Source organism: Devosia epidermidihirudinis (genome assembly GCF_000971295.1).
Lineage (GTDB): Bacteria > Pseudomonadota > Alphaproteobacteria > Rhizobiales > Devosiaceae > Devosia > Devosia epidermidihirudinis.
The window spans coordinates 391,173-413,628 of the sequence record NZ_LANJ01000011.1 but is presented as its reverse complement, the minus strand read 5'-3'; the positions used below and the strand labels follow the sequence as shown (position 1 = coordinate 413,628).

The 22,456-nt window shown below is 59.8% G+C and carries 23 protein-coding genes and 3 tRNA genes; 7 read left to right on the top strand and 19 right to left on the bottom strand.

Annotated elements, in window-relative coordinates:
• Positions 1-45 precede the first annotated feature (45 nt).
• The 3 genes from WH87_RS05185 to WH87_RS05175 form a co-directional block, all read right to left on the bottom strand.
• Complete coding sequence (locus WH87_RS05185; RefSeq protein WP_046138202.1) at positions 46-789, bottom strand: sulfite exporter TauE/SafE family protein; 744 nt, start codon at positions 787-789, stop codon at positions 46-48.
• 72 nt (positions 790-861) lie between these two features.
• Complete coding sequence (locus WH87_RS05180) at positions 862-1,167, bottom strand: ETC complex I subunit (protein WP_046138203.1); 306 nt, start codon at positions 1,165-1,167, stop codon at positions 862-864.
• A gap of 43 nt (positions 1,168-1,210) precedes the next feature.
• A tRNA-Pro gene (locus WH87_RS05175) sits at positions 1,211-1,287 on the bottom strand.
• A gap of 102 nt (positions 1,288-1,389) precedes the next feature.
• Between WH87_RS05175 and WH87_RS18865 the strand changes: the two genes are divergently transcribed.
• Positions 1,390-2,136, top strand: coding sequence for a phosphatase PAP2 family protein (locus tag WH87_RS18865; RefSeq protein WP_052726292.1), 747 nt, complete (start codon positions 1,390-1,392; stop codon positions 2,134-2,136).
• On the opposite strand, the gene metC is transcribed toward WH87_RS18865, so the two are convergent.
• A complete protein-coding gene (gene metC / locus WH87_RS05165; protein WP_046138204.1) occupies positions 2,118-3,305 on the bottom strand; it encodes a cystathionine beta-lyase in 1,188 nt (395 codons plus the stop codon). The genes WH87_RS18865 and metC overlap by 19 nt on opposite strands.
• A gap of 218 nt (positions 3,306-3,523) precedes the next feature.
• Between metC and WH87_RS05160 the strand changes: the two genes are divergently transcribed.
• The 5 genes from WH87_RS05160 to WH87_RS05135 all read left to right on the top strand — a co-directional run bounded on the left by WH87_RS05160 (position 3,524) and on the right by WH87_RS05135 (position 9,325).
• Positions 3,524-4,540, top strand: coding sequence for an amino acid ABC transporter substrate-binding protein (locus tag WH87_RS05160; protein WP_046138205.1), 1,017 nt, complete (start codon positions 3,524-3,526; stop codon positions 4,538-4,540).
• A gap of 180 nt (positions 4,541-4,720) precedes the next feature.
• On the top strand, positions 4,721-6,259 hold the full coding sequence (locus WH87_RS18860; protein WP_052726293.1) for an amino acid ABC transporter permease: 1,539 nt from the start codon (positions 4,721-4,723) through the stop codon (positions 6,257-6,259).
• Positions 6,260-6,263: 4 nt separating this feature from the next.
• Entirely contained in the window at positions 6,264-7,391 is a 1,128-nt protein-coding gene (locus WH87_RS05145; RefSeq protein ID WP_046138206.1) for an amino acid ABC transporter permease, read from the top strand.
• A gap of 42 nt (positions 7,392-7,433) precedes the next feature.
• Positions 7,434-8,183 (top strand): amino acid ABC transporter ATP-binding protein, encoded by a 750-nt coding sequence (locus WH87_RS05140; protein WP_156458140.1) that lies wholly within the window; start codon positions 7,434-7,436, stop codon positions 8,181-8,183.
• Between the two features lie 119 nt (positions 8,184-8,302).
• The gene (locus tag WH87_RS05135) at positions 8,303-9,325 is read left to right on the top strand and encodes an amino acid ABC transporter substrate-binding protein (RefSeq protein WP_197410725.1); all 1,023 of its coding nucleotides are present in this window, start codon (positions 8,303-8,305) and stop codon (positions 9,323-9,325) included.
• Here WH87_RS05135 and cls read toward each other — a convergent pair.
• From cls to WH87_RS05085, 10 genes are all read right to left on the bottom strand, one after another.
• Entirely contained in the window at positions 9,322-10,773 is a 1,452-nt protein-coding gene (cls, locus tag WH87_RS05130) for a cardiolipin synthase (RefSeq protein ID WP_046138208.1), read from the bottom strand. The two genes, WH87_RS05135 and cls, sit on opposite strands and share 4 nt — an antisense overlap.
• A 72-nt stretch (positions 10,774-10,845) precedes the next feature.
• Positions 10,846-11,889, bottom strand: coding sequence for a cysteine synthase A (locus tag WH87_RS05125; RefSeq protein ID WP_046138209.1), 1,044 nt, complete (start codon positions 11,887-11,889; stop codon positions 10,846-10,848).
• Positions 11,890-12,033: 144 nt separating this feature from the next.
• Entirely contained in the window at positions 12,034-13,449 is a 1,416-nt protein-coding gene (locus WH87_RS05120) for a cryptochrome/photolyase family protein (RefSeq protein ID WP_046138210.1), read from the bottom strand.
• Positions 13,450-13,497: 48 nt separating this feature from the next.
• Complete coding sequence (locus tag WH87_RS05115) at positions 13,498-13,953, bottom strand: SRPBCC family protein (RefSeq protein ID WP_046173226.1); 456 nt, start codon at positions 13,951-13,953, stop codon at positions 13,498-13,500.
• Entirely contained in the window at positions 13,950-15,173 is a 1,224-nt protein-coding gene (locus WH87_RS05110) for an MFS transporter (RefSeq protein ID WP_046138212.1), read from the bottom strand. The genes WH87_RS05115 and WH87_RS05110 overlap by 4 nt, the downstream gene beginning before the upstream one ends.
• A gap of 111 nt (positions 15,174-15,284) precedes the next feature.
• A tRNA-Asn gene (locus tag WH87_RS05105) sits at positions 15,285-15,359 on the bottom strand.
• A gap of 92 nt (positions 15,360-15,451) precedes the next feature.
• A complete protein-coding gene (gene mobA / locus WH87_RS18855; RefSeq protein WP_052726295.1) occupies positions 15,452-16,075 on the bottom strand; it encodes a molybdenum cofactor guanylyltransferase in 624 nt (207 codons plus the stop codon).
• Positions 16,072-17,289 carry a benzoate/H(+) symporter BenE family transporter gene (locus tag WH87_RS05095; protein ID WP_245622304.1) on the bottom strand — a complete coding sequence of 406 codons (1,218 nt, stop codon included), beginning with the start codon at positions 17,287-17,289 and terminating at the stop codon, positions 16,072-16,074. The genes mobA and WH87_RS05095 overlap by 4 nt, the downstream gene beginning before the upstream one ends.
• A 106-nt stretch (positions 17,290-17,395) precedes the next feature.
• The gene (locus WH87_RS05090; RefSeq protein WP_046138622.1) at positions 17,396-17,839 is read right to left on the bottom strand and encodes a universal stress protein; all 444 of its coding nucleotides are present in this window, start codon (positions 17,837-17,839) and stop codon (positions 17,396-17,398) included.
• Positions 17,840-17,993: 154 nt separating this feature from the next.
• A complete protein-coding gene (locus WH87_RS05085) occupies positions 17,994-18,392 on the bottom strand; it encodes a hypothetical protein (protein WP_046138214.1) in 399 nt (132 codons plus the stop codon).
• 366 nt (positions 18,393-18,758) lie between these two features.
• Here WH87_RS05085 and WH87_RS05080 point away from each other — a divergent pair, with 366 nt between their 5' ends.
• Entirely contained in the window at positions 18,759-18,932 is a 174-nt protein-coding gene (locus WH87_RS05080) for a hypothetical protein (RefSeq protein WP_156458104.1), read from the top strand.
• A gap of 159 nt (positions 18,933-19,091) precedes the next feature.
• Here WH87_RS05080 and WH87_RS05075 read toward each other — a convergent pair whose 3' ends face one another.
• From WH87_RS05075 to WH87_RS05055, 5 genes are all read right to left on the bottom strand, one after another.
• Positions 19,092-19,409: a hypothetical protein gene (locus WH87_RS05075; protein ID WP_156458102.1), complete on the bottom strand. Its 318-nt coding sequence runs from the start codon at positions 19,407-19,409 to the stop codon at positions 19,092-19,094.
• A gap of 149 nt (positions 19,410-19,558) precedes the next feature.
• Positions 19,559-20,482, bottom strand: a complete 924-nt coding sequence (locus WH87_RS05070) for a GGDEF domain-containing protein (RefSeq protein WP_052726297.1) — start codon at positions 20,480-20,482, stop codon at positions 19,559-19,561.
• A 442-nt stretch (positions 20,483-20,924) separates the two neighbouring features.
• A tRNA-Cys gene (locus tag WH87_RS05065) sits at positions 20,925-20,998 on the bottom strand.
• Between the two features lie 105 nt (positions 20,999-21,103).
• The gene (locus tag WH87_RS05060; protein WP_245622316.1) at positions 21,104-22,189 is read right to left on the bottom strand and encodes a tyrosine-type recombinase/integrase; all 1,086 of its coding nucleotides are present in this window, start codon (positions 22,187-22,189) and stop codon (positions 21,104-21,106) included.
• Positions 22,170-22,433, bottom strand: coding sequence for a hypothetical protein (locus WH87_RS05055; protein ID WP_046138218.1), 264 nt, complete (start codon positions 22,431-22,433; stop codon positions 22,170-22,172). The genes WH87_RS05060 and WH87_RS05055 overlap by 20 nt, the downstream gene beginning before the upstream one ends.
• Between the last annotated feature and the right edge of the window lie 23 nt (positions 22,434-22,456).

Here is a 22,456-nt window from a genome sequence, read left to right as displayed (position 1 = left end):
CGAGGCAAACCGCGAACGGTCTTCAAGGTTCCCAAAACGCGAAAACTAGAACCACAGGCGCGTGGCGCCCCATACCAGCGTCACGCCCGATATCAGCAGCAGAATCAGAATCATTCGGCGAAATGCCTGCGCATTCATCCGCCGAAACAGCAGCACACCGAGAATCGCGGGTATCGATAGTGCCGGGGTAATCCACGCGAACATCACCAGCGTTTCGCCGGTGATTGCGCCGGACACACCATAGGCCGTCAGCGTCGCAGTATGCATGGCAATGTTGAATGCCTGCAGCACGCCGCGCTGCACGTCCTTGTCCCAGCCGCGCAAAGTAGTCCACAGCGTCGGCACAGGCCCGGAAACACCCGCCAGCCCGCCAAGCACCCCGCCCACGAATCCCGCCGCGCCGTCCGCAGCCCTGCCGCCATGCGCCCATTTGTAGTCATGGGGCAGCAGCAGCATGATCGGGCAATAGACGAGCAGGAACAGGCCCAGTGCCAGCTTGAAGATCTCGGGATCGACCCAACCCAGCAGGAACACGCCCAGTGGCACGCCGATCAAGCCGCCGACGACCAGGGGCAAGAGGCGCTTGAAGTCGAATCCGCGCCATACCCAGGGCAGGGCCACGATTTGTCCAACCAGCGCGCCGAAGACAGACATTTGCGCGGCCATTTGCGGTTCAACGGCCCAGGCCCAAACCGATAGGGCGACTAGCGCGAACGCAAAGCCCGATACGCCTTGGGCAAAGCCAGCAACGGCTGCCCCGAACAGAACGATGAGCAGGGTGCTATCCACGCACGTCCCCCAAAAACAAATGCGCCACAATCACTTGCGGCGCATTACGAACTTTGCGTGACATTGTGACGACTAATGCGTCCAGGGCGTCTTGCGGTCGGATCTGAAATTGTCTGGATAGCTGACGCGCTTTGGCGTGGCTTCATGTGCCGGCTGCACAGAATAGGCGATGCCATTCTTCTGCGCGTAAGCTTCGGCAAGTTCGAGAGTATCGAAGGAGAGTTTAACCTGCTGACGGGTGTCGGTAGAGCTCGTATAGCCCATCAGCGGATCGATGGTGCGCGCAGTTGCCTGCTCATGCACCAGAAGCCATTGCTTTGACTTGCCTTTACCCGACTGCATGGCATTGCGGGCCGGGCGGTAGATAAGGGCGGTCATGCAAAGTCCTCAACACAATGCGGTCGCCTTAAAGGCAGTTGTGTGGTCGGAGTACAAAGATTCGAACTTTGGACCCCCGGTTCCCAAAACCGGTGCTCTACCAGGCTGAGCTACACTCCGACTTCACGACGGCTGAACTAGCGTGTTCGTTTCGAACTTGCAAGCGCTTGTTTGCAAGATCGTGCACTTGACGCAAACTCTCCACAGCCGGAGAACAAATGCATGATTGATTTGAGCAAAATCTGGCCGCTGGGCCTGGGTACACGACGCTGGCCACTCTTTTGTGTGGGCGTTTTGATCGGCCTTCTGGCCCTTTCACAGATTGACGTTTGGGCGTCGCGCGGGGCCATCGGCTGGCCCGAGGCGTGGCGGGCGCCGTTTTTCTGGATTACCGATTACGGCCTGTCTGACTGGGTTTTGATCCCGTCACTGGTGCTGACCATTGCCTTTCTGGTGGCATTGTTAGCGCTGCGGGGCAGGGGCAAGCTGGTAGCCTATGAGGCGACTTTGGAGGCAGCACTGTTGTCAGCCTTCTTCTTCCTCGGTGTCGGTGCGCCCGGGCTACTGTCCAACCTGCTCAAGAGGCTGATTGGACGGGGGCGGCCTGTGGAATTTGACACCAACGGCGCATTTTCTTTCCACAGCGTTTTGAATGACTGGACCTATCAGAGCTTTCCGTCAGGCCACACGACGACCGCGATTGCGCTCGCATTCGTCATCGGCTTCCTCTGGCCGCGCCTGTTCGGATTGTTTTTGCTGATCGGCGTTGTGGTGGGAATTTCCCGCGTTCCCGTGGGGATGCATTACCCCACGGACGTGTTTGGCGGCTTTTTCGTCGGCATGGTGGGCGCTTATCTGGTGCGCTATTTGTTCGCGAGCCGTGGCTGGCTGTTTGAAAAACGCGACGGACGAATCATCCGCCGCGGTTTTCCGGCCATCAAACGCGCCTTTCAGCGCGCGCGTGTGTAACGCTCGATAGCTGCACTCAAATCGGCTTTTAGGTCTTCAACGCCCTCAAAGCCAATATGCAGACGGAACAGATTACCCTCATGCGTCCATGGCTTTGCGGTGCGATTGTCGCCCAGGACCACAGGCAGGCAGAGGCTTTCGTAGCCGCCCCATGAATAGCCCATGGTGAAAAGCTCAAGCTGATCGACAAAAGCCGCCACTGACGCGCGCGGTGCTGGCGCGAGAATCACCCCGAACAGGCTGCCCGATCCCTTGAAGTCGCGTTTGAACAGCGTGTGATCGGGGTGGCTGGGCAGTGCAGGGTGCAGCACTGAGGCAACTTCGGGCTGCGATTCAAGCCACGTCGCAATCTCCAGCGCGCGGCGCTCATGTTCGGCCATGCGAATCGAGAGCGTGCGCAAACCGCGCGCCACCAAGTATGCATCATCGCCCGAGGTGAAGAAGCCGAGGCGACGGCGGATGAGCTCAACCTCGGGCCAGCAGGCCTCAGTGGCCGTCACAGTCCCCGCAAAGGCGTCCGAATGGCCCACGAACATCTTGGTGCCGGCGTGAATCACAATGTCAGCGCCAAGCTCCAAGGGCTTGAAATACAAAGGGGATGCCCAGCTGTTGTCGACAATCAGCTTGGCGCCGCCTGCGTGGGCGGCCTCAGCGAAGGCGCGAATGTCCTGCAGCTCGAATGTCAGCGAGCCGGGGCTTTCGGCGAGAATCGCCTTGGTGCGCGGCGACATGAAATCGCGCAAGCCCGCGCCAATGCCCGGGTCATAATACCGGATGTTGACGCCGAATCGCTCCAGGAAGTCATCGGCGAACTGCCGGCCTGGCTCATAGGCATTGTCGCAGATGAGCACTTCATCGCCCGCTTTGACGCAGCTGAGGATCGCAACGGTGATGGCTGCAACGCCCGACGGCAGCAGCCGTGTGCGATAGCCGCCTTCCAGAGCGTTGACGATTTCTTCGACGCCATCGGTAGTTGGGTTGCCAGCGCGGCCATAAAGGTAGCGCTGACTTTGCGCGTCCAGATCATCCAGCGTTTTGAACAGCACTGTGGAGCCGCGATAGACCGGCGTATTGACGAAGCCGAAGTGGTCGTCGGGTTGACGGCCCAAATGGGTAAGCAGCGTTTCTATACTCTGCTCGCCGACTTTGCCGTTATTGTGCTCATTCATAGTAGGCTCTGTGCTCATATTTCGATCATGTGCTGCGTCTTGGCTATTAAAGTGACAGCTATGCTGTCTCAACACGCCTTCTGCCCTTGACGCATCAGTCAATAGACGCTTGCATGCTTACCAGCATCATAACCACCAATAAAAGGTGGAGGTGCCACCGGGGACGATGGCACAAGGCTTTTGCTCCCGGATCAGGTCAGGAAACAAAAGGCAACACAATGAAAAAGACGCTCGTGACGTTCGTTCTTGCGGCCTCAGTCAGCCTTGGTGCAACCGCAGCCCACGCCGATATTCTCAGTGACGTAAAAGCCAAAGGCTACATTCAATGTGGCGTGACAGGCGGGGTGGCCGGGTTCTCCGCGCCCGACGCCAATAACGTCTGGACTGGCCTGGAAGTCGACTTCTGTCGCGCGGTAGCAGCCGCCGTGTTTAACAATGCCGACGCCGTTCGCTTCACGCCACTGACCTCGCAAGAGCGCTTTGCTGCTCTCTCGGCAGGCGAAATCGACATTCTTTCCCGCACCACGACCTGGACCATGAGCCGCGATACCGACCTCGGTATCAGCTTCATCGGCACCATGTACTATGACGGCCAGGGCTTCATGGTCCGCAAGGCCGATGGCATCAACGGTGCGCTCGAATTGAGCGGCGCCGCTATCTGCATCGAATCCGGCACAACGACCGAACTGAACGCCGCCGACTATTTTGCCGCCAATAATCTCGAGTTCAACACCGTCGTGTTCGTCGATCAGGACGAAGTGGTGAAGGCTTATGAAGATGGCCGCTGCGACGTCTACACCACCGACGCGTCCGCGCTGGCCGCTGAGCGCTCCAAGTTCGCCGTTCCAGATGACCACATCATCCTGCCCGAAATCATTTCCAAGGAGCCACTCGGCCCCGTGGTGCGTCAGGGGGACGATCTGTGGTTCAAGATCAACCGCTGGTCTTATTACGCGCTGCTCGAAGCTGAAGAGCTGGGCGTAACCTCGGCCAATGTCGACGAAATGCTCGGCTCGGATAATCCAGCCATCAAGCGCCTGCTGGGCGTCGAGGGTGACTTCGGTACCCCGATTGGCCTCAACAAGGATTGGGCATACCAGATCGTCAAGCTCGTCGGTAATTACGGCGAAGCCTTTGAACGCAATGTGGGGCCATCCACTGACATTGGCCTCGAACGCGGCCTGAACGCGCTGTGGACCAACGGTGGTCTGCAATACGCTCCGCCGATCCGCTAATCGCGATCACAAGCCCGGCGCTCCCCACAAGGAGCGCCGGTTTTGGTTTGAACGGACGACTTTGACCAAGAGACAACACCGGCCGGGCTGGTGATTTGCGCGTGGCGGAAGCCGCGACGGCGAAGCTTTGTCATTTGATGCAACAGGCGTTTCGGTTAGCAGCAAAGGATTGCATGCCCCATGGCCGTGCTCGACCACACAACGGGGAGCGCCCCGCGCCCCTCTCTTCTGAATGACCCGGTCTTCCGCGGCATTCTCTACCAGGTACTCGTCGCCGCCGCCGTCATCGCCTTTTTCGGCTGGATCATTCTCAACACCGCGCAGAACCTCGCCGCGCAGAACAAAACCACTGGCTTCGACTTCCTGTTCCGCACCGCTGGTTTCGATATCAGTTTCACGCTGTTCCCCTGGAGCAGAAGCTCGTTCTACTGGCAGGCCTTCCTCGCCGGGTTGCTCAATACGCTGCTGGTCGCGGTTATCGGTATTTTCTTCGCGACGATTTTGGGCTTCACCCTTGGTATTGCGCGCCTGTCGTCCAATTGGCTGATCGCTCGGGTCGCCACGGTCTATATCGAGACCATCCGCAACATCCCGCTGCTGCTGCAATTGTTCTTCTGGTACTTCGCCGTGCTCAAGGCGATGCCGGCCGTGCGGCAGTCGTTCGAGTTGCCGCTCGACATTTTCATCAACCAGCGCGGGCTCATGGTGCCGCGCCCCATGCCCGACCATGAGTTTATCTGGGTGGTTGTCGCCATCGTGGTCAGCATAATCTTGGCAATTGGCATCGGCATCTGGGCCACAAGGGAGCGCACAGCGACCGGTCGCTATCCACGCTATGTCATCAATGCCAGCAAGGTGGCCGACGCCGCCGTCTCGCTGCTGATCGGACTTCTAGCCTTTACGCTGCTGGGCCACATCGTCACCGCGATTGGAGCCAATCCGGCGCTCGTCTGGATCGGCGCCGTGGTCGTTGCGGCGCTGTCGCTTACGCGATTTGCCCCGATAGGTCGCGCTATTCTGGGCTTTGTCTTCACTTGGGTGATCCTGTCGACGCTGCTCTCGGCGATGTTTTCGACGTGGTCGACGCTGGCCATCGGGATTGGCAGTGTCATCGCCGGAGCCGTCGTCGCCTGGATCGTGCAGGAACGCGCGGCGGATCGCCCACCCAGCGAAGCCCGTTTTCCAACCGCGCTGCTGATCCTGATCGTCATCGGTATACCGGCCTTTATCTACTGGTCCACCGGCGCCGAACTGGCGTTCGAGGTCCCGGTGTTAGAGCGTTTCAACTTCAAAGGTGGCTTCCAGCTGCCGCCTGAATTCGTCGCGCTGGTGTTCGGCCTCTCGATCTACACGGCGGCCTTCATTGCGGAGAACGTCCGTGGCGGCATTCGCGCGGTCAGCAAGGGGCAGACGGAAGCGGCCCAATCGCTGGGTCTGAAGGAAGGCGACCGGCTGCGTCTTGTGATCGTCCCGCAGGCCATGCGGGTCATCGTGCCGCCGCTGACCAGCCAATATCTGAACCTGACCAAGAACTCATCGCTCGGTGCCGCCATCGGTTATCCCGAGCTGGTCAACGTCTTCACCGGAACGACCCTCAACCAAACCGGCAAGGCCATCGAAGTGATTGCCATGACCATGGCGGTTTACCTGACGTTCTCGCTGCTGACCTCGGCGTTCATGAATTGGTACAATTCCCGCGTCGCATTGGTGGAGCGCTAGGAGAATGGCCATGGACAATGTTTACATCCGCCAGGACCTGGTTGACGCCCGTCCTGCTCCCGGCCGCACCGGCGGCCCGATAGACTGGGCGCGCCACAACCTGTTCTCGACGCCCTCCAACAGTCTGCTCACCGTATTGGGTGCGCTGCTGCTGATGTGGATCATTCCACCGATCTACAACTTCCTGTTCGGCCATGCGGTCATGCCGGGTGGCACGGTGGAACAATGCCGTGCCGAAGGGGCAGGGGCATGCTGGGCCTATATCGCTGCGCGCTTCAACTTCTTCATCTACGGCTTTTATCCGATGACGGAATACTGGCGCCCGAACATCGTATTCGCGATGCTGGCTCTGCTCATCATCCCGCTGCTGATCCCGTCTGCGCCATTCAAGCGCACCAATGCCTTGCTGTTCTTCGTCGTCTTCCCGGTGGTCAGCTATTATCTGCTGGCGGGCGATGTGTTCGGCCTACGCCATGTGCCCACAGAACAGTGGGGCGGCCTCATGGTCACGCTCATCATCTCGCTGGTGGGCATTATCGGCTCGATCCCGCTCGGCATTCTGCTTGCCCTCGGGCGTCAGTCCAAACTGCCGATCATCAAGACGCTCTGCGTCATGTTCATCGAACTATGGCGCGCTGTGCCGCTGATCACTGTGCTGTTCATGGCCTCGATCATGCTGCCGCTGTTCATGCCGCAGGGCATGACGGTCGATAAGCTCCTGCGGGCGCTCGTGGGCGTAACGTTGTTCTCCTCGGCCTATCTGGCCGAAGTGGTGCGCGGCGGGCTTCAGGCTCTGCCCCGTGGGCAATATGAGGCGGGCGCGGCGTTGGGCCTTGGCTATTGGAAGCGGACGCTTCTCATCGTCCTGCCGCAGGCGCTTAAGAACGTCATCCCCGGCATCGTCAACACCTTCATCGCCCTCTTCAAGGACACCTCGCTGGTCTCCATCGTGGGCATTTTCGATCTGCTCAATACCGTCCAGGCCGCGAGCTCGGACATCAATTGGGCATCGCCAACACAGGCTGTAACGGGTTACGTATTCGCCGCGTTCATGTTCTGGATTTTCTGTTTCGCCATGTCTCGCTACTCGCTCTGGATGGAGCGGCGGCTGGATACCGGGCACAAGAGGTAAGTTATGACAAATCTATCCGTCACCGCCCCTGAAGGCGCAGCGATGCAGATTTCCCAGACCGACGTTGCCGTTGATGTCATCGACATGCACAAATGGTATGGCGACTTCCACGTGCTGCGCGACATCAACCTCAAGGTGATGCGCGGCGAACGCATCGTCATCGCGGGGCCCTCGGGGTCTGGCAAATCAACCCTGATCCGCTGCATCAACCGACTTGAGGAGCATCAGGAAGGCCACATCTTCGTCAATGGCACGGAGTTGACTGCCGACCTCAAGCGCATCGACGAAGTACGCCGCGAAGTGGGCATGGTGTTCCAGCACTTCAACCTGTTCCCACACCTGACTATTCTGCAGAACCTGACGCTCGCCCCCATCTGGGTGCGCGGCATTCCCAAGGCGGAAGCCGAGGCTGCAGCTATGCACTATCTCGAGCGTGTGAAGATCCCCGAGCAGGCCAACAAGTTCCCCGGCCAGCTCTCGGGCGGCCAGCAGCAGCGCGTGGCAATTGCCCGCTCGCTCTGCATGCAGCCCAAGATCATGCTGTTCGATGAGCCCACATCGGCGCTCGACCCCGAAATGGTCAAGGAAGTGCTCGACGTGATGATCTCCCTGGCTGAGGAAGGCATGACCATGCTGTGCGTGACCCACGAAATGGGCTTCGCGCGTCAGGTGGCCAATCGGGTGATCTTCATGGATCAGGGCCAGATTATCGAGCAGAACGAGCCAGAGGCGTTCTTCTCCAATCCGCAACACGAGCGCACCAAGCTCTTCCTCAGCCAGATTCTTCACTGAGACCGACTGCGGACCTGTTCTGTCGATAAAGCCAATGCGCTCTGCGCATTGGCTTGACGCCCACGGCTCACCCGCCAATATGGTCCGGCAGGGCAAGGAAGCCGATCAGAGTGTTGTATGTGTTGAAGCGATTGCTGATTGCCGCAGCCGGTTTGAGCTGCGCGCTGGTGCTCGCCGTGTTGCCCACCCAGGCTCAAACCCTTCAAACCGTCCGCGACCGCGGATTTCTGATCTGTGGCGCATCCGATGCGCTGCCTGGCTTTGCTCGTCAGGACGCCGATGGGCGCTGGTCAGGCTTTGACGTCGACCTCTGCCGTGGCATTGCCGCTGCGGTATTTGGGGATCCCGACAAGATCGAGTTCCGCTCCCTGCGCGGGCAGGCGCGTTTCGCGCCGCTGCAGACCGGGGCAGTGGACGTTATCACCCGCAGCGGTCCGTGGACCGAGCGCCGCGATACGCTTTATGGCGCCACTTACGTGGCGACTGCCTTCTTTGACGGGCAGGCATTCCTGGTGCCCCAATCGCTTGGCGTCGTCTCGGCCTTCGAGCTCGACAATATCAGCGTCTGCGTGATCGACGGCGGCGAAGAGCTTGCGCGCATGCAGGAATTCTTCTTCGCCAATCAGGCCAGCTATACCGAAGTGCCTTATGAAGACGTGGCCGATCTGGCGCTCGCCTATCAGGCGGGGCTCTGCCAGGCCGTCTCTGCGTCGGCGCGCCAGCTCCAGAGTATCCGCCGCGCCTTGCCGGAGCCTGCTGCCCACCGCATTCTGCCCGAGCGTATCTCCAAGGAATTGCTTGGTCCGGTCGTGCGCGAGGGCGATCAGCAGTGGTTCAATATCGTACGCTGGACGCTATTCGCGGTGATCAGCGCCGAAGAAACCGGCATCACCTCGCTCAACACAGAGTCGCTCTCTGCCACCCGCACGCCGATCGTTCGCCGTATCCTTGGCGTCGAAGGCGATTTCGGCGCGCCCCTTGGGCTTAGGCCGACTTTCATGGCCGATGTTATCCGCGCCATTGGCAACTATGCTGAGCTCTATGATCGCCACTTCGGCCCGCAAACCGGCGCTGCGCTGTTGCGTGGCCAGAATGCGCTGTGGAGCAATGGCGGCCTGCTGTACGCGCCACCGGTCCGCTAGAGCAGCGGCGACAGCAGCTTTGCTGCCTGCGTGAGAAACCGCATCGGCAGGCTGCGATTCTTCACCTCATCAAGGCTGACCTCGCGGCACTTGGCAAAGTCTTGCGTCAGCATGTCTTCCACCGTGGTGATGGTCTTGGCATCGGCGAACCACAGGGTGATCTCGAAATTGATCGCGAAGGAGCGGTTGTCGAAGTTGACGCTGCCGATCGAAGCGATCTGGTCGTCCATCAGCACAACCTTCTGGTGCAGGAAGCCGTCCTGATAGCGATAAATCGGCACCCCGTGCTCCACCATGGCGTCGGCATGGGCAATGCTGGCGAGCCACACCAGTTTATGATCCGGCTCATTGGGCAGCATCACCCGCACGTCGACGCCACGCAGCTTGGCGGCAAACAGCGCGGTGCGGATATCGGTGTCTGGGACAAAGTAGGGGCTGACGATCCACACCCGTTCCCGCGCCCGCCCGATGATGTCGGTAAAGGCAATCGCGCATTCTTCGAGCTTGTCGGCGGGCCCGCTGCCCATGACGAGAACCGATTGATCGCCCGGCGTCGCCACCGTTTCGGGCGGGCTGTCCTGTAAGGTTTCGCCCGTCGCCCATTCCCAGTCTTCGCGGAACAGCAGCGCGCAGCCCAAGGCCGCGGGGCCGGACACGCGCACATGGGTATCGCGCCAGCGGCCAAATTGCGGGTTCTCGCCGAGATATTCGACACCCACATTATGACCGCCAACCCAGGCGTGCTCGCCGTCCACCACCACGATCTTGCGATGGTTGCGGTAGTTGATGCGGGAGGGGCCGTAAAAGCGCAGGAACTTATGGCGCTGGTTGAAGCCCGCAACCTTGATGCCCGCCTCACGCAGCTGCGTGCGATAGCGCTTGGGCATGCCGGTGCTGCCAATGTCGTCATAGAGCAGGAATACGCTGACGCCCGCCCGGGCGCGCTCGATCAGCCGCTCGGCCAGTTCCTGCCCCAGCGCGTCGTCGCGCACGATGTAGAACTGCACCAGCAGATAGGTCTTGGCCTTGGCGATGCCCTCAAAGATCGAGTCGAACGTCGCCTTGCCGTCCACCAGCACCTCGACGTCATTGCCATTGAGAAAGGGGATTTCCGAGACTTTGACCTGCACCGGCCAGCGATGGCTGGTTTCCCGGTCGATGAGGGCAAGGTCCTTGGCCCTCAGTGGACGCGCGGCGCGGCCATTGCGGATGCGGTCCGTGGCGTAGTCGTCAAACGCCTTCCAGCCGAAGATGAGATAGAGAAACGCCGTTGGGAACGGCAGCAGCGCCAGGGACAGCAGCCACGCAATCGAGCCCTGCGAGGTGCGCGAATTCATGATCTCGCGGAAGGCACAGACCAGCGCCAGCAGATAAATCGCGCCCAGAACAGCGGCGACGATGTGGAGCTCGGAGAGCAGGGCTTGCAGAATATCGTCGATACCAAACACTGAAGCTGCCCCGATGGTGTCGGGGCAGTCTATCAGTCAGCGGCGATTGAACAATATGCGGCTGCGTTCGGCCTAGCTTGGCTCGATGACGCTCGAAATGTCGGTCGGCACGCGCCCTTCCAACCACTTCGGCACCGGCAGGCCCTTGTCGTGCAGAAAGGCCGGGTTGAACAGCTTGGACTGGTAGCGATTGCCATAGTCGCAAAGGATGGTGACGATGGTTTTGCCCGGGCCGAGATCCTGCGCCATACGCACCGCGCCGGCGATATTGATGGCGCTCGAGCCACCAAGGCACAGGCCCTCATTTTCCAGCAGGTCGAACACATAGGGCAAGGCCTCGGTGTCACTGATCTGGTAGGCGTAGTCGACGGCGAGGCCTTCAAGGTTCGCCGTGATGCGGCCCTGACCAATGCCCTCGGTGATCGAATTGCCGCTCGATTTCAACTCACCCGTCGTGAAGTAGCTATAGAGCGACGCACCTTCGGGATCTGCCAGGCCGATCTTGACGTCCGAGTTGCGCGACTTCAGAGCCTGCGCGACGCCAGCCAGCGTGCCGCCAGAGCCGACCGAACAGATAAAGCCGTCAATGCGGCCCCCGGTCTGCTGCCAGATTTCCGGACCCGTGGTTTCAATATGCGCGCGCCGATTGGAGACGTTGTCGAACTGGTTGGCCCAGATGGCGCCGCCCGGCAATTCGCGGTTCAGCTTTTCGGCCAAGCGGCCAGAAATCTTGATGTAGTTGTTGGGGTCTTTGTACGGCTTTGCCGGGACCTCGATGACCTCGGCGCCATAGAGGCGCAGCGCGTCCTTCTTTTCCTGACTCTGCGTGTCGGGGATGACGATCACCGACTTGAAGCCCAGCGAGTTGGCCACCAGCGTCAGCCCGATGCCGGTATTGCCCGCCGTGCCCTCGACAATCGTGCCGCCGGGCTTCAGCGCGCCCGATTTCACCGCATCGTGGATGATAAAGAGCGCCGCTCGATCCTTCACCGACTGGCCCGGATTGAGAAACTCTGCCTTGCCCCAGATTTCGCTGCCGGTCATTTCGGAAACGCGATTGAGACGGATCAGCGGAGTATTGCCGATAGCGGAGATGAGGTCTTGGTGCTTGGCCATGGATCAATCTGCAAGTGCTGTTAAGGGCTTATGGTAGGTGTCCCCCTCCACGCCCGCAAGTCTCAACGATGGTGGCGGGCAGGGCGTTCCAATCAAACGCAACATCGCGCAACAGCAATGCGCTTTGCGGTCACCTGAAGAAAATCATTCCTCCTTGAGTTCGGCCGAGGCCTCCAGCGCCCGTACGCGCGAGGACTGCAGATCTACGATAGGGCGCGGGTAGTTCCGGCCAATGGACACATTAGCCGCCTCCAGCACCGCATCTGGCGCCTCCGCCGGTCTATGGATCCATTTGTCGGGCAGGCGGGCCAGCTCGGGCACCCATCGGCGCACATAGTCGCCCTCGGTGTCGAACTTCTCGCCCTGCGTCACCGGATTGAAAATACGGAAATAGGGGGCCGCATCCAGCCCCGATCCGGCCACCCACTGCCAGCTCGCGGGATTGCTGGCCACGTCGCCATCCACCAGGCAGTCCCAAAACCAGCGCTCGCCCTCGCGCCAATCGATCAGCATGTTTTTGGCCAGCACCGAAGCGACCAGCATGCGCACGCGGTTCTGCATGTAGCCGGTTTCCCAAAGCTCCCGCATGCCCGCATCGATAATCGGCAATCCGGTCTGCCCGCGCTGCCACGCTACAAGGTCAGCGCGCGATTCCCGCCAATGCATGCGGGAATATTTGGGCTGCATCGGCTCGGTGGCGATGTCGGCGCGGTGGAACAGCTGGTGATAGCTGAAGTCACGCCACGCCAATTCCGAGAGGAACTTGTCAGTGGCGGCCTGTCGCTCGGGTTCGGCATGCAATGCCGCCAGCGCAGAATGCCAGATTTGCCGTGGACTGATCTCGCCAAAGCGCAAATGCGGGGACAGCATCGAGGTCACGCTCTTGGCCGGGAAGTCGCGGCCTGCGGGATAAATCTCCAGCCGCTCATCAAGGAAATCGCCCAGCTTTGCCTGCGCTGCCGCTTCGCCAATCTGCCAATGCTGCGCCAGCTTGCCTGCCCACTCAGGTTCGACATAGCCGCTGTCTAAGTCCGAGGATTCTATTGGTTCACCTGCGGGGGGGCGCGGCAGGGGGCGGTCAATGTCCCGCGCCTTGATGCTGCGCCAGAATGGGGTGAAGACAGAATAGGGGCGGCCCTGTCCGGTGGAGATGTCCCAAGGCTCGATCAGCACATTGGCGCCGAAGGAGGCGACGGTGACGCCTTGCGCCCGAAGCGCTGCCTTGATTGCTGCATCGACGGCGACTTCGCCCGGTGCATAGCGCCGGTTCCAGTAGACGCAGTCGACCGCGAACTCTGCCGCAGCGTCGCGCACGACCGCCTGGCTCTCGCCGCTTCGCACGATCAGCGCAATGCCGATTCCGGCCAGATCGCGTCCCAGCGAAACTAGGCTCTGATGGAGCCACCAACGCCCAGCGGCGCCCGGCGGCCTGACGCCGTCGGTGCGCTCGTGCACGTAGAGTGCAACGGTCTTGTCGCCATGTTTGATTGCGGCGCTGAGGGCCGGATTGTCCGAAACGCGCAGATCGTTGCGCAGCCAGACCAAGTTCGTTGAGCTCATGCGGCCCTCCCGCTCGCTGATACGGTGCGAGCGGGCCCGTGGTTCAGTCTATTCGAGAACTTCTGCGAGATTTTCCAGAGCTGCGCTCCAGGCTTCAATCGAGAAGATGCGCGATTCTGGATCGGAGTGGGCAAGGCCGCGTTCGGTCACAGTCACGCTGGTCTGGTCTTCGTTGAGCGCCTTGAAGTCGATCTCAAGCACGAAGATCAGATCGTCGCCATCATCCTCATCGGCCTTGTGGACCCAGGACATAACGAGCTTTTCGTTGTCGACGAACTTGAGGATTTCGCCGCTGACCGTGTGGTCTTCGGGGTCTTCATCATCGCCAAAGGTGGTGAACTTGTATTCGCCGCCTTCAAAGCGATCGAGTTCGGCCTCGTCGGCCTGCCACTGTTCGATCAGGGCTGGGTCCGTCCAGGCGGCGAACACGTCGTCGATATGCGCGTCGATGGTGCGGGTCAGTGTGATCTGGCTTTCGCCGTCGATATCCATGCCGTTGCTCACGCCGGCTCTCCTTGAGTTGGATGCAGTTCAGCCGCGCGGGGCAGGAAGATCGTCAAAAAGCCCAGGAACGGCAGGAATGCGCAAATGTTGAATACGGCAATGATTCCAATGCTATCGGCCAGCGCGCCCAGCACAGCAGCGCCAATGGCGCCAATGCCAAAGGCAAAGCCGAACACGAAGCCCGCAACCATGCCTACTTTGCCGGGAATCAGCTCCTGCGCATAGACCACGATTGCCGAGAATGCCGATGACAGGATCAGGCCGACCAGGACGCTGGCCACGGCCGTGCCGAACAGATCAAGATGCGGCAGCAGCAGCGTAAAGGGCAGGGCGCCTACAATCGAGCACCAGATCACCGTCAGGCGGCCGAACCGGTCGCCCACAGGCCCGCCGATCAACGTGCCGGCCGCAATCGCGCCGAGGAACAGGAATAGATAGAGCTGAGAATCTTCAGCCGACAGGCTGAACTTCTCGATCATGAAGAACGTGTAATAGCTCGTGATCGAGGAAATATAGACGTACTTGCTGAGCAGCAGCGCGCCGATCACCAGGAACGAGATCACGAGGCGCTTCTGCGTCAATACCTGCTTGGCGACCTTGGCGACGGGCCTGCCGATATTGGCGCGCTGATGGGCGGCGTACCAGCGGCCAACCGCCGTCAGCAGCACGAGCGCGGCCAGCGCCACAATAGCGAACCAGGCCGTGCTGGTCTGTCCGCGTGGCAGAAGGAAATAGGCGGCGACCAGTGGCCCGATCGAGGTGCCAAGGTTGCCACCAACCTGGAACAATGATTGTGCAAAGCCCAGCTTGCCGCCCGATGCCAGTCGCGACACGCGCGAGGCCTCAGGGTGGAAAATCGCCGAACCGATGCCGCCGACCATAGCCGCCAGAATCAGCAGGCCGAAATTGTTGGCCGTTGCGATGAGGATGACGCCAACCAGTGCGAACACCATCGAAATGGCCAGCGCATAAGGCATTGGATTCTTGTCGGTGTAGTAGCCAACCAGCGGTTGCAGCAGCGACGCGGTCATCTGCTGGGCGAGCGTGATCAGGCCGATCTGCACATAGTCGAGCCCATAGGCATCTTTCAGTAGGGGATAGAGCGCCGGCAGCAGGAACTGCATCAGATCGTTGAGCAGGTGCGAGGCGCTGACCGCAAACAGAACGGCGAGCGATGTACGTTGCACGGCCGGAGCGGCCTTGCTGGAAACGGCAACCATGGAGGGAGGTCCAAATGCTTAAGAATTAAGCACCCCTACCGCGCTCAAAGAGCGCTGGCAACACTAGTCATGCTTGTAAGGGGAGATGCTCAATTAGAGCTTTTTGAAGATTGGCTCCGCGGGTAGGATTCGAACCTACGACCAATCGGTTAACAGCCGATTGCTCTACCACTGAGCTACCGCGGAACACCTTCGTTGCTCTCTTTCGAGTGCGTGGTCCATGTACCCAACTTGATTTGCTTTGCCAAGCCTAATTTGCGGGTCTTGTGAATATCTTGTCATTCTCCACAGGCCGAAACCGCGCGAACGCCCAGTTCCACTAGGTTTGACAGGGTATTGAGATTGGCAAAAGGATTCTTGCCTCCTGACACAAACCAGTCAACACGTTGGGCCTTCAGCGCAATTTGGAGCGATTTGAGGCTGTTGGGCGAATCTCTCGACGCGAGATTCGCGCGCGAATCAGTCAGCGCACTCAGATTCCACGCTGCATTCGGCGGATAAAAATCATTCCCCCACGCTGCGAAGGCAGCAGGGGCATCGCCAAGCGCGGCAATCATCCGCGCAACGAAGTCGCGCGGCAGGAACGGCGTATCCACCGCCACCGAAATCAATGTGCCTTTGTTGACGCCGCGCTTCTGTAAGGCATCAACCGCAGCCACCAGAGCCGCCAACGGGCCGGGGCAGGTGGCATCAAGATCGGGAATGGCCACACTATCGGGTGGCAGGCGCACTTTGAGATCATCCGGACCCGTGGAAATCAGCAGCGGGTGCTGCACCGGGCCAAGAGAAGTGACGACTCTATCCAGCAGCCCTACGCCGCCGATTCTGAGATCGGCCTTGCGCACGCCGCCCAGCCGCTGTCCCTGGCCGCCCGCAATGATGACGGCCCAGGGCAGGCTCATTTCCCGCTCGGTTCACGAATGGCCACAACGCCGGCGCGCAGCAGCAGCAACATGCCGATTCCTGCCACCAGTCCCCAGAACGGCGCACCCACACCGATAATGGTGATTCCGGAGGCTGTGGTGACGAAGGTCAGAATCGCGGGCAGTCGCGTCTCCTCATTGATGAGGGCGCCCGTCAATGCAGACGCGAGGCTCGACATAAGCGCCAATCCGGCCACAGCCTGAATCAGCAGTGGAGGCGAGGCGGCGATGAATGCTGCCGCCAGGCTCGCGGCGGGGGCCAGCGCCAGATAGACCACGCCCGCCGAAATGGGCGCGGGCCAACGCTTGGTCTTGTCCGGGTGTGCCTCGGGTCCGGCGCAGATCGCTGCCGTGATCGCCGCCAGATTGCTCGTATGGCCCCCCACAAAGGCCGTCAGGCCGCTAGCGACACCGGTGAGGACAAATAGAGGCGAAGCTTTGAGAGTAAAGCCATTGGCCTTCATCACCGCCAGCCCCGGCAGGTTCTGCGACGCCATGGTCACAATATAGAGCGGTAGGCCAATGCGGATGATCGCATCGAGCGTGAACTCGGGCATCACCGGCACGAAGCTCGGCCAGCTGCCATCGAGCGCGCCGGGCGGCAGATGCGTTGTTGTCGCGAGAATGATTCCCGTCACCACCACCGCAATCGGCACCGCATAGCGCCGCGCAAACCGCATGCCGATCACCCAGGATAATAGGATCGGCAGGGCCAGCATCGGCATCTGCCCCACGGCCGTGATCGGCGCAAAGCAGAGCGTCAGCAACATGCCCGCCAGCATGGCATTGGCGATCGGCGCAGGAATCGCCTCGATCAGCCGCGCCAGCGGTTTGATCAGCCCGGTCAGCACGATCAGCGCCGCCGCGACCAGAAATGCCCCTGCCACCGCCGGAAAGCCACCAACCGGTTCGCCGACAGTCAGAAGGAAAGCGACACCGGGGGTCGACCAGGCAAAGCTGACCGGCACTTTCAGCCGCGCGCTCACCACAATATTGAGAATGCCAATGGCGATGCAGATCGACATCAGGCCTGAACCGGCCTGCTGGGGAGACGCTCCCGCAGCCGTCAGGGCAGCGAGCACCAGAGTAAAGGTGCTGGCATAGCCAACAATCGCAGCGAGCGCGCCCGCCATGATGGGTTGGACAAAATCGCTACGTCCGCTGGAAATGCTGCTGGCTGCCTGCTGCGTCACTTCGATTCCCCCGTTTTACCAAGGCAACCTAAGCAAGCCCGCCATCCCGTCAAAGCCTAAACCACGCTATCGCGTGTCCAAAACAGGACAAGTGCAACGCTATGCACTATTTGACGATGAGAACAGGGCAGGTTGCCAGCGCGAGGACTTTGGTCGCTTGGCTGCCCAGCAGCAGTTTATTGAGCCCGCTATGCCCATGGGAGCCCATGACGATGAGGTCCGCCCCAAGCGTCTGGGCGGCCTCCATGATTCCCGCTGCAGGAGAATCGTTGCGGATATGGAGCGTCGAGGCCAGCGCTACCGCTGAGGCAGACTTGGCCTGAGCAAAGATCTGCTCGGCAGTCGCCTTATCGGCGGCTGCAATCTGCTCATAAACGTTGCCGGGCACGCTCCAGCCAATCTCGGCAGCGGAAAAGGTTGGTGGGGGATTTGACACGGTCACGACCGAAAGCTGCCCGCCGGTCAGCTTGGCTATCTCCGATGCGTGCTCCACCGCTCGCTTTGCCAGTGTTGAACCGTCACTGGCCACCAGGATCGTCTTATAGCCCACGCGTCGCCCCTTTATGGTCACTTCGCGGGGACTATTATCGATCCGGCGGCAGTGGGCAACCGCGCTGGCGAGCGCGGTCAGCGTGCACATGAAGCCGCGGCTGGTCCAATACCATCAGAAGTGAAGCGCCGCGGGGCTTCTTATGTGCAGCGCATCAGCCGCGATTGTAGGCCAGCGTCTGGCACAGCACGACGGCGCGGCACCCCTGGATTTCAATAGTGTCTGGGGAAACCTGGGTCACCGTTGCGTCCGCGCTGATGCCGCCAGCGCTCAGTGCACCCTTCCACTGGTTGGGCGCGCTCTGCTTAGCCTGCATGACCTGCTTGCCGACAAAGGCGAGGTTTTCCGGGGTGGCGGATTCGCCTTTCAGAGTGGTGAGCACACCACAGAGGTCGGTGCCGCTATCGCCGCACAACTTGAAGTCGAAAGACGTACCGTACGAGTCTACGAAGCTGCCTTTGGGATCGAACGCAGGCGCAGCGTCCTGAGCAAAGGATGGAACGGATACCGAAGCGATCAGCAGGGCGGTTGCCCATGTTGCTTTAGAGATCATGGCAATTCTCCATTTACAGAATTAGCAGCCACAAGGGCGTTTGTTTGACGCAGCCCAACGCGTGCTTTGCAGATTGAGTTGCAAATTTTGCCAATCGTGATCGCCATGCGCCTTGCCTAAAGCGTGTCGCGCTTATCTGCGAAGCGCCCCTATCCCATTGTAATGATTGGTGTAATGTTCCGGCTTGGAGGGCTGGTAGCATCGGAGAACAGAAGAGGTCTTATAGCCGCCTGTCATCCGCGTGGCCGGATGGATATCTGCATGCGGCGCGAATGCGGTATTCGAGTGAGCTGTTCAGCGCACATATACTGCTGTAGCCCAGACCCAATGGAAAACGCCTATGGAGAACGAGACGTGGTGCCCAAAATGACGGCCGAACGCCTGCAGGAAGAAAAAGTGCGCTTGGCCGGTTGGACCGCCGGGGCGACCGAAAAGGACAAAGACACAAACCCTCATCGCGGTAAAAAGAACGCCGATGAGCTGAACTGGGACCTGGCTTGGGAAGTCGGTAACTCCGGGGGAGATTTCACCGCCTGGTGATTGGGCAAGTGCGCCCTGAAATGCCGGGTTTGGCCCCGTCAGGTTTCGCGATTGTGCCGATTGGGATCACACCCAACCCCTGGCTCCGCGCCGCCTAACCACCCAGTCCTTGGCATAACAGCCAGAAGTAGAGTCCTGGAAGCGCGTGCACTAACGTTCCTAGCGGCTTTGTCGAATGCATCCGTGCTTGCTCATTTGCCCGTTCACAACGAGGACCAATAGGTCCTCTCGGCCGACGAAATACTGTTTGCCGTCATCGAAATTCAGGACGTTCAGGCCCTTGTCATACTGAAGCGAGCGCTTCCGTCCGTCGCTGTCGACATAGGTCGTTGGTCCGGTCACTGAAAAGGAGCCAGTGATCTGTCCCTTGTTCCGGCAGACATAATCCCCGTTCTTCAAAGGGCTCTTTTGGGCAACGGCGGGCGCAGTAACGCAGCAAATCGCAAACAAAGAAGCCGCAAGCAATTTCAAGTTCATCTGGGCCATCCCAAGTTCAATGCTTGGATTTATGCTCTGCAACTGGACGTAGTTGCAAGCCACTTAGCATGGGCGTGCAAGTAGTCACGTTGCTGCGCTTTCTTTGATGAGCCCTTGGCATAACAGCCAGGGGAGGGTCGGATAGCGGATCACTCTACGGGGAAGCTGCGTACTGTGTTGCGGCCCGCTTCCTTAGCCGCATAGAGCGCGGCGTCAGCCTGACCAATTAGTTGTGCCGGTAATTCTGCGGGCCGTAGCATGTCGGACCTCTGAGACGTTGCCACCCCACAGCTGATCGTTACAACGCCCTCCACACCGCTGGAGTGAGTGATGGCCATCCTTTGGACAGCGCGGGTGATGCGCTGAGCAATCTTGAGGGCGACCTTTGGGTCTGGGTGCTTGATCAAAATCGCAAACTCTTCGCCGCCGTATCTGCAAAGGGCGGATTCAGCTTGGCGTAAAGACCGTTTGACTGCTTTCGCCACAGAGCGCAGGCAATCATCTCCGGCTTGATGACCGTACAAGTCATTGAAACTCTTGAAGAGATCCACATCGAACATGATCAAGGAAAAGTCCTGATCGTTACGCGTGCCCTTTGAAAACTGCTTGATAAGGCGATCAAACTCCCTGCGGTTAAATGCGCCTGTGAGGTGGTCTCGGATCGACAGCTCCTCCAGCGCGCGATTGATCCGGTAGGTCTCCAACTGAGCGGCTTTTTTCTCCGTGATATCGATATGTGCCACGGAGATCGCCATGACCTCGCCACTAGCGTTTAGTACGGGGGAAGTTGAGACGAGATAGAGCCGTCCCCGTATCTCTAGCTCGTGGTCAGGAACGGTCCGGCCGTGATCGAACGCCTCAAAGTCTCGGATAACATTAAGCCCCCCTTGTGGGTGGAGGTCTGCAACCCTTGCCCCAATCAGTTCCTCAGCTTCTCGGCCCGCCAGTTTTGCGTGGATGGAGTTAACCACCAGCAGTTGCCCCTCTCTTCCAACGAGGCACAGGGCTATGGGCAGGTTCTGATAAATCGTGTGGAGATCGAAGTCTGAGTGCGAGGGGGTGGGGGTCGCCATGGAATGATGCCGCCGGACCGAGAAAAATTGCCGCGAGCTGGCCGAAACCGCTTGCTCAGTGTTCTGTTCCCCCCGAACATCGAAAGACTACAACAAAACTCTCGCCACCGGCCGGAAGAAATGGATTTGGGTGATGGCCAAGCTCGCAACGCTCAAGCCACTCGTCTCCTCGAGCCCGCTATCGGAACTGGTCGCAATGATCTCCGCTCAAATCCAACACGCCGCCTAGTCCGCCAACGCACATCGAAGGCCCCGGTCGAAAGGCCGGGTTTTTTCTGTTTTCAGTGGAGAATTGGAGCGTACCCGATGAGAGCAACGACGGCTCTAAAGCTGGTCGGCAACGATCATTTCAGGAACGAAAATGTCCCACCTTTTGGAGGTGGTGAGAAGTGGGACAAAACGGCCCATATTTCTCAATGATATCAATGTCGGGAAAACATGTTGGAGGCCACGTCCGGAATTGAACCGGAGTACGCGGATTTGCAATCCGCTGCGTCACCACTCCGCCACGTGGCCTCACGTCCGCCTTTTCTGGCGTTTGCCCCAAACTGTCAAGCTGGAGTTGCACACACAACCGATGCGTGTGTGCAAAATTGGTTCTTGAAGCGTTCCCAGCCAGCGTTATTCGGCCCTTCGCTTGAACACGCGAACGCTGGTTTTGCGCATTTCTGCGCCACGCGAGTAGCGCTTTCCCATACCCTCCGACAGGTCGCCGAGCATATCCGCAACCTCTCGGTCGGTGAACCCTTGTTCTCTCAACTCGCTGCTGAAGGTCACGCGCAGGCCGTGCAGGGTGAGATCACCGGAGTTCGGTAGTGCCGACTTGAACGATTCGGACGCCTTAAAATCTTGCCATGCTTTGCGCATCGCATTTTCGCTCGGATACTTTTTGCCAAGGCTGTTGCGGCATATCGGACTGTTGCCCGCTGGTTGCACAATCCCGTCACCCGCCTTCATTGCGTCGAGCAGGCTCCGCAATGCCGCTGGCACTCCGATCGTGATCTCCCCAACCCGGTCACCATTCTTGCGTGGAATGAAAGCCAGCACCTTCTCCATTTCCACATCATCGCGATAATTGTCCCAGGTGAGCACTGCAATATCCTGCCCCCGCAGCCCGCAATGCTTCGCGATCGACAGAACGGCCCGCAGGTGAGCAGGGGCCGCCGCTAAAGCTGCGCGCCATTCAGGATCGCTCCAACGTCTGTTGGCGCCCGCATTGGCCTTGTAGAGCCGCCGCACGCCAAGAACGGGATTGTCCTTCATCTCACCACGCTCACACGCTTCGCTGAACACAGCGGACATGAACGCCAGCACGTGGTCGGAAAACTTGTCGTTGTGTTCGTTCGCCGCTTGGTCACGTAGCTCGACGACATCGGCTTTTTCGATGGCGCTGACAGCATAGTCCAGCGACCCATCGAGGAACTTTTCGGCCTTGGCGTAGTCGGCCTTCGTGCGATCAGCGAGGGACGTGTATCGAGTCTTCGTTTTGTACCAAGCGATCAGCGCGCCGAGCGAGCCAGTTGCATAGGAAAGCCTCACGCCGCTCTTACTCGCACGTGAGTACTCGGCCAGAAAGGCAGGGGAGGCCATAAGCGCATCAAGCGCTCGGCGATCGGGAGCACTGCCCAGCTGCACACCAGTGGCGCGCAGGGACACATACCACTTCCCCACCCGGTTCTTGCGGATATTAAGCCCTTTGAGCTTCACGGTTGGCAAGCCTGTGTGCTCCCATTCCCTGGCGTTTCGCTGGGGCGGGATTGTCTAGAGAGACCAGCCATTCGTCCAGCCGGACCCGGAGGTACCGTTTTCCTGCGTTCGACTTGGTGATGACCACCGGCGTGACGGGGCAGGCGGAAACGAAGGTGTCGACAGATATGCCGCAGTAAGCTGCGGCCATCTGCTGGTTCATCGCTGCCGGCCAATCCGGCAATGACGAGGTTGCAAGCTTCATCCCCGCACCTCCCGAGCCCAATA